The following is a 6478-nucleotide window of genomic DNA, read 5'->3' as shown; positions in this document are numbered from 1 at the left end:
CTGACCATCGAGGAGGTCGAGCGCGCGGTCGTCGACATCATCACCGACAACCAGAACAACGGGAAGTCGACGGGCTTAGGCGAGGTGGGAAGCCGCCTGCTCAAGCGCTACCCCGACTTCGACGTGCGCTCGTTCGGCACGAACCTGCTCTCGAAGCTTCTCGGCGAGTTCAAGAGCGTCACCATTCGCAAGGACGGCTCGAACGTGCGGGTCGAGCTTGCGGAAGGCGCCGAGCATGAGCGTACGGCGGCTGAGAAGCCTTCTGATTCTGAGGGCGCTGGCGAGCAGGCGGGCGAGCAAACTGAAGCTGCGAACGCTTCCGAGGATTCGGAGGGCGAGGGCGGCGAGGATACGTCCTCGCACGGCTCGAAGTCGCGCCGTCGCCGCAGCCGCCGTCGCAAATCATCCAAGGTTTCTGGCGCTGACCAGGGTGAATCTGCCGATACGAAGACTGATGAGGCAATCGATGGACAACGGGAGGAAACCTCTGAGCCCACCGATTCGCAGGCGGCGTCGACCGATCAGCAGGGTAAGTCCAGCGATTCGCCCGCAGGGGAGCAAGAGGCTGCCTCCGATGCGGCTGACGCCTCGCAGGCCGAAGAGGCGAGGGCTCAGGATGCGGCAGCTGGTGAGGCTAAACCGGCCGAGAGCGATGGGGCGAGCAAGAAAAAGGTGCCCACCGCGCGAAAGAATAAGGCGGCTGCTGGAGATGACCAGGCTGACAAGGCGCAGGCTGCCGACGAGGCGAACCGCGCCGGCAAGGCTCAGGCTCAGATGGCAGGTGAGTCCGCTGAAGGCGGCAAGACTCAGGCGCCCGCGAAGCGCCGCCGCAGCCGTTCGCGCAAGGCCCCTGCAGCTCCTGCGACTCCCGATGATTTCATCCGCGCGGAAGTGGCCGAGGCGGGCAAGGGCGGCATTGCCGTCGCCGAGCTCTCCAAACGCGTGCGCACGCGCTTCAAGTCCTTCAAGGTTCGCGAGCTCGGGTATCCGCATCTTGCTGGTTACCTCGCCGACGTCGAAGGCGTGCGCGTGTACAAGCAGGGTCGCGAGAACTGGGTCGCGAAGGAGTAGCGCGTTCCCTTGCGGAGGGGCGAAGTGTCCTTCAATCGGGAGTGGAACGCCCTTGACGGTGGGAGCGTACCCTCGACGGTGGGGCACGCGCCTTCCTCTGGGGCCGCCGGGGCTCGCGCGCTTACTTCTCGCCGCCTGCTGTCAAATCGTGGCTCGCGACGAAGGCGGCCAGGTCGTCTTCCCAGGTGGGCATCTCGAACACGCCCGTCAGGCGCGCCATCATGTTGTCGAGCTCGATGCGGTAGCCGTGCTCGGGCTTGCTCGCTCCGCGCAGGTTGCCGATCGGTTCTCCCACCAGCTCGAAGGCGCGCTCGAAGAACTCGAAGCGGCTCGTCACGCCCGTGCAGGCGGCATGGAAGGTGCCGAACTCGTTGGACTCCATGACGGCCACGACGGCCTTGGCGAACGTATCGGCCGAGGTGGGGCACGCGAACTGGTTCGCGGGCACGTACACGGTGCGACCCTCGCGGCTCGCCTTCAAGGCTCGCGGGAGGATGTCGTCGGGCTCGGCGGTGTAGACCCATGACGAGCGCACGATGATGTGGCGGCGGTTGAGCTCGCACACGAACCGCTCGCCGGCGAGCTTCGACTTGCCGTAGACGTGCGGCGGGTCGGTCGGGTCGAACTCGTTGAAGGGATGCTCGGACATGGCGGGGAACAAATCGTCGGTCGACAAGTGCACAAGCGTTGCCCCCACCGAGGCGCTCGCGATGGCGAGATTGCGCGCGCCGAGCGCGTTCACCTGATAGGCGCGGTCGGGGTTGGCCTCGGCTTCGGTGCGGCTTGCAAGAGCGGCGCAGTTGATGACGAAAGAGGGTTTCTCCGACTCGGCGAAGGCGAGGCTTCGCTGCAGATCGACGATATCAAGTTCCCTATCGGTTGTCACGACGCGATATCGATCGTGGTCGAGTCGCGCGTTGATCGTGCGGCCCATGCGCCCGGCGGCGCCGGTGATCCATACGGTTGCCTGAGACTCAACGCTCATGGACGGATGCTCCTTCGTTGTACGGTTCGTTTTCGTTTCGCCTTCCGAAACCGCACTATCTTAACGCAAGTTTCGTGCTTGCGGTTGCGCAAGCGTTTTCATCGCTTATCATGTTTGTTTGGCTTGTGTTTCGAATTGCGCAAGCGAGGAAATCAACGGTTCAGGCGGGCTGGCCGCCTGACATGGGGAAGGACTCTCATGAATATTGCACTACCCGATGGCTCGGTAAAAGAGCTCGCTGCCGGCGCGACCGTCGCCGACGTTGCGGCTTCCATCGGCGCGGGCCTTGCGAAGGCTGCGCTGGCTGGCAAGGTTGACGGCACACTGGTCGACCTCACAGCAACCGTGACAGACGGGGCAACCGTTGAGATCATTACCGCGAAAAGCCCCGAGGCGCTCCACATCATGCGCCACTCCTGCGCTCACATCATGGCGGAAGCCGTGCAGGAGCTCTACCCCGGCACGCAGATTGCCTTCGGCCCTGCGACCGACGACGGCTACTTCTACGATTTCGAGCTTCCTAACAACATCTCCTCCGACGACTTCGGCGCCATCGAGAAGAAGATGGCCGAAATCGTCAAGGCAGACGAGCCTTTCGTGCGCGAGGTCGTGAGCATCGACGAGGCGAAGAAGATCTTCGCTGACCAGCGCTTCAAGTTGGAGCACATCGACGACTTGACCGACCAGGAAATCTCGATCTACCGCCACGGGTCCTTTGTCGATTTGTGCGCCGGCCCGCACGTCCCCTCCGCCGGCAAAATCGGCGCCTTCAAGATGATGAAGCTCGCTGGTGCCTATTGGCGCGGCGACGCGACGCGCGAGCAGCTGCAGCGCCTCTACGGCACGGCCTTCTTCAAGAAGTCGGAGCTCGAGGAGTACCTGCACAACCTCGAAGAGGCCGAGAAGCGCGACCATCGCCGCATCGGCCGCGAGATGGATATCTTCATGATGCGCGACGAGGCGCCGGGCTTCCCGTTCTTCCTGCCCAACGGCATGATCTTGAAGAACACGCTGCTCGACTACTGGCGCGAGATCCACAAGAAGGCCGGCTACGTGGAAATCTCCACGCCGATGATCATGAACAAGCAGCTGTGGCAGACGTCGGGCCACTGGGACCACTACAAGGACAACATGTACTCGACGGTCATCGACGAAGAAGAGTACTGCGTGAAGCCGATGAACTGCCCGGGCGGCGTGCTCGTGTACGCGTCTAAACCGCATAGCTATCGCGACCTGCCTATTCGTGCGGGCGAGATCGGACTGGTACACCGCCACGAGATGAAGGGTGCGCTGCACGGCCTGTTCCGCGTGCGCTGCTTCAACCAGGACGATGCGCACCTGTTCGTGCGCCCCGACCAGCTGACCGAGGAAATCGTGGGCGTCGTCAAGCTCATCGACTCGGTCTACCAGCAGTTCGGGTTCACCTACCACGTCGAGCTTTCCACACGCCCCGAGGATTCGATGGGCTCGGACGAGGATTGGGCCGCAGCCGAGGCCGGCCTTAAGACCGCGCTTGAGGAGCTCGGCATGGAATACGAGGTCAACGAGGGCGACGGCGCCTTCTACGGCCCCAAGATCGACTTCCACCTGACCGACTCGCTCGGACGCACCTGGCAGTGCGGCACCGTGCAGCTCGACTTCCAGATGCCGCAGAACTTCGATCTGGAATACACCGACGCGGACGGCTCGAAGAAGCGCCCGGTCATGCTCCATCGCGTGTGCTACGGCTCGGTCGAGCGCTTCATCGGCATCCTGATCGAGCATTATGCGGGCAAGTTCCCCGTATGGCTCGCGCCGATGCAGGTGAAGGTGCTTCCCGTTTCCGAGAAGAGCCGCGATTACGCGCACAAGGTCGCCGACGCGATCGAGGCAGCCGGCATCCGCGTTGTGGTGGACAACCGCGACGAGAAGATCGGCTACAAGATCCGTGAGGCGCGCTCCATCGACCGCGTGCCCTATATGGTGATCGTGGGCGAGAAGGAGGCCGAGGAGGGCACCATCTCCGTGCGCGACCGCACGAACGAGACGCACCCCTCCACGATCGAGGACTTCTGCGCGAAGGTGTGCGAGGAGATTCGCACGCGCGCATAATCTCGTGTGGCCTGGTATAACCTTGTGATTGGCTGTTGCGGCGGGCTGTCCTGCGATGGGCGCCCGCCGTTTTTATTGATTTCGGTTGGAGGCTTGGAAGATGCGCACGGCGGCATGTCGTTTGCACAAGGGATTTTCACTTGAGAAGCGGATGGAAGGCGCGAAGGCAGCGCTCGAGTTCGAGCCGTCTGCTCGCCGGGGGGCGTGGCGCCGCTGGGCGCCCGAAGGGGGAGTGCGCCCCGATGACGAGACGTTTTCTCGCGTTGTGCTCGATCTGGGGTGCGGCAAGGGCGAGTACACGGTGGCGCGTGCCGAGGCCGATCCTGAGACGCTTTTCGTGGGCATCGACGTCGATCCCATCTGCGTGATGCGCTCGGCCGAGGCGGCATGCGAGGCGGGCGCGGGAAACGTCGTCTTCCTGCACGATGAGGACCCTGACGTTCTCGAGCTGTTCGACGAGGGGGAGCTAGCAAGTATCCTCATCAACTTCCCGACGCCGTTTCCCAAGAAGAAGCGCGCGCCCCGTCGTCTGACCTATCTCGATCGCCTGATGAAGTACCGCCGCGTGCTTGAGGAAGGCGGCACTGTGCGCATGCGCACCGACTCCACCCCGTTTCGCGATTTCTCCTTGACGCAGCTTGAGCTGGCAGGCTACAAGATCGAGTGGGAAACCGACGACGTGCGAGGGATGTTTCCTGATGAGCCGTGGAGCGGCTACGAGCGCAAGCTCGTGGCGAAAGGCGCGCCGGTCGTGGGCTTTTGCGCGGTGCCGGGGCCTGCCCCCGAGCATGTGGAGCAAACCGCGCCGCTCTCGCTTGTGAGCTATCTTCCCGAGGATTTGGAGAACCTCGACTACATCCCCTTCGGCATGCAGGGCTCGATCGACAACATCGTCGGCTACAACGCGAACCGTCGCAAGAAGGGGCTGCCCGACTGGCGCCCGCCTGTTGTCTAGCGGGGCTAGCGTCCTGCCCGATTGGCGCCCGCCCGTCGTTTAGCCAAGTTGGTAGAATAGCCCGTCCCGCCCGTGCGCGGCAGATGATAGCATGGGGAAACGACACCGGTTGGGAAGGGGCGTTTCGTGAGCAGTCCATCAATGCGGGGCTATTGCGACAAAATGCGGCAGGCGAACAAGGAGGCGCGGGCGACGGTTATCGCGCTGGCCTGCATTATCATCGTGTGGCTTGTCGGCGGCTTCGGGCTTGCCGGAACGGAAATCGAGGTGTTCCACACGCCGCTTTGGATCATCGGCGGGTGTGTGGCGCCATGGATCGCCGCGATAGTCGCCGCGGTCGTGCTGAGCCGTCGCGTCTTCGTCGATTTCGACTTGGACGACGATTCGGCCGATGCCTCCGCCACCGATGCGGCATGCGAGGAGGGTGCGCGCCATGAGTAACCTCGTTGCACTCGTGCCCCTTGTCTTATTCCTTATCCTTGCGCTTGCGGTGAGCCTTGTTGTGCGCCGGCGCACGTATGTGGCCGGCGGCGGTTTCGTGAAGGAATACTTCATCGGCAATCGCGCCCTTGGCGGATTCGTACTCGCTATGACGACGATCGCAACCTACGGCTCGGTGAGCTCGTTTGTGGGCGGCCCCGGGCAGGCGTGGCTCGTTGGCTGGGGCTGGGTTTACATGGCAGTCGTTCAGGTCACAGCCCTCGTTCTGCTCTACGGCATCCTGGGGAAGAAAATGGCGCTCGTCTCGCGCAAGCTCGATGCCGTCACCGTGATCGACGTCATCCGCGCGCGCTATTCCTCTAACGCGCTCGCCAACGTGAGCGCGGTCGTGGTCGTGCTCTTCTTCGCGGCGACGATGGTCGCGCAGTTCGTGGGCGGCGCGAAGCTCTTCGAGGCCGTCACCGGGTACTCGTATCTGGTGGGGCTCGTGCTCTTCGGCGTCGCGGTCGTGCTGTTCACCACCATCGGCGGCTTCCGCGGGGTTGCGGTGACCGACGCGATATGCGGCGTCGCCATGCTCATCGGCATTTTCGTGCTCGCAGCGGGTATCCTCACCGCCGGCGGCGGCTACGAGAACATCATGGACACCATCCGTGCAAACCGCCCCGAGATGCTCGAGCCCTTCGGCGGCGGCTCCATGCCCGCGTCGCTGTACTTCACGCAGTGGCTCCTCGTCGGCATCTTCACCTTCGTCCTACCCCAGTCGGCGGTGCGCTGCATGGGCTTTAAGAACACCAAAGCGCTCCACGGCGCGATGATCATGGGCACGGTCATCATCGGCCTCATGATGATCGGCGTGACCTCCCTCGGCGTGCTCTCCGCGGGCGTGCTTACGGGCGATCTTACCAGCTACGGCGGCAGCGTCGATAACATCA

5 protein-coding genes and 1 pseudogene are annotated in these 6478 nt (G+C 63.4%); 5 read left to right on the top strand and 1 reads right to left on the bottom strand.

From position 1 onward, the window contains the following. Positions 1-1071 (top strand): OST-HTH/LOTUS domain-containing protein (locus Q0G18_RS08645; protein ID WP_297152057.1); only part of this gene is annotated, 1071 nt, incomplete at its 5' end. Positions 1072-1192: 121 nt separating this feature from the next. On the opposite strand, the gene Q0G18_RS08640 is transcribed toward Q0G18_RS08645, so the two are convergent. After that, the gene (locus Q0G18_RS08640; protein WP_297152054.1) at positions 1193-2056 is read right to left on the bottom strand and encodes an NAD(P)-dependent oxidoreductase; all 864 of its coding nucleotides are present in this window, start codon (positions 2054-2056) and stop codon (positions 1193-1195) included. Positions 2057-2254: 198 nt separating this feature from the next. Here Q0G18_RS08640 and thrS point away from each other — a divergent pair, with 198 nt between their 5' ends. From thrS to Q0G18_RS08620, 4 genes and pseudogenes are all read left to right on the top strand, one after another. Next, the gene (thrS, locus tag Q0G18_RS08635) at positions 2255-4147 is read left to right on the top strand and encodes a threonine--tRNA ligase (protein WP_297152051.1); all 1893 of its coding nucleotides are present in this window, start codon (positions 2255-2257) and stop codon (positions 4145-4147) included. Positions 4148-4298: 151 nt separating this feature from the next. Further along, on the top strand, positions 4299-5102 hold the full coding sequence (locus Q0G18_RS08630; protein ID WP_297152048.1) for a methyltransferase: 804 nt from the start codon (positions 4299-4301) through the stop codon (positions 5100-5102). Between the two features lie 126 nt (positions 5103-5228). Further along, on the top strand, positions 5229-5543 hold the full coding sequence (locus Q0G18_RS08625; RefSeq protein ID WP_297152045.1) for a YhdT family protein: 315 nt from the start codon (positions 5229-5231) through the stop codon (positions 5541-5543). Beyond that, a pseudogene (locus tag Q0G18_RS08620) lies at positions 5536-6478 on the top strand (sodium/panthothenate symporter); the annotation flags it as partial. The gene Q0G18_RS08625 and the pseudogene Q0G18_RS08620, both read left to right, overlap by 8 nt.

The organism is uncultured Ellagibacter sp., assembly GCF_934636505.1.
In the GTDB taxonomy this organism is placed as follows: domain Bacteria; phylum Actinomycetota; class Coriobacteriia; order Coriobacteriales; family Eggerthellaceae; genus Ellagibacter.
The sequence above is the reverse complement of the archived record's forward strand: the minus strand, read 5'-3'. Positions and strand labels throughout refer to the sequence as shown.

Excerpts from the sequence above, each read along its gene's own strand:
- Q0G18_RS08640 (WP_297152054.1), bottom strand. The coding sequence starts at position 2,056 with ATGAGCGTTGAGTCTCAGGCAACCGTATGGATCACCGGCGCCGCCGGG.
- thrS (WP_297152051.1), top strand. The coding sequence starts at position 2,255 with ATGAATATTGCACTACCCGATGGCTCGGTAAAAGAGCTCGCTGCCGGC.
- Q0G18_RS08630 (WP_297152048.1), top strand. The coding sequence starts at position 4,299 with ATGGAAGGCGCGAAGGCAGCGCTCGAGTTCGAGCCGTCTGCTCGCCGG.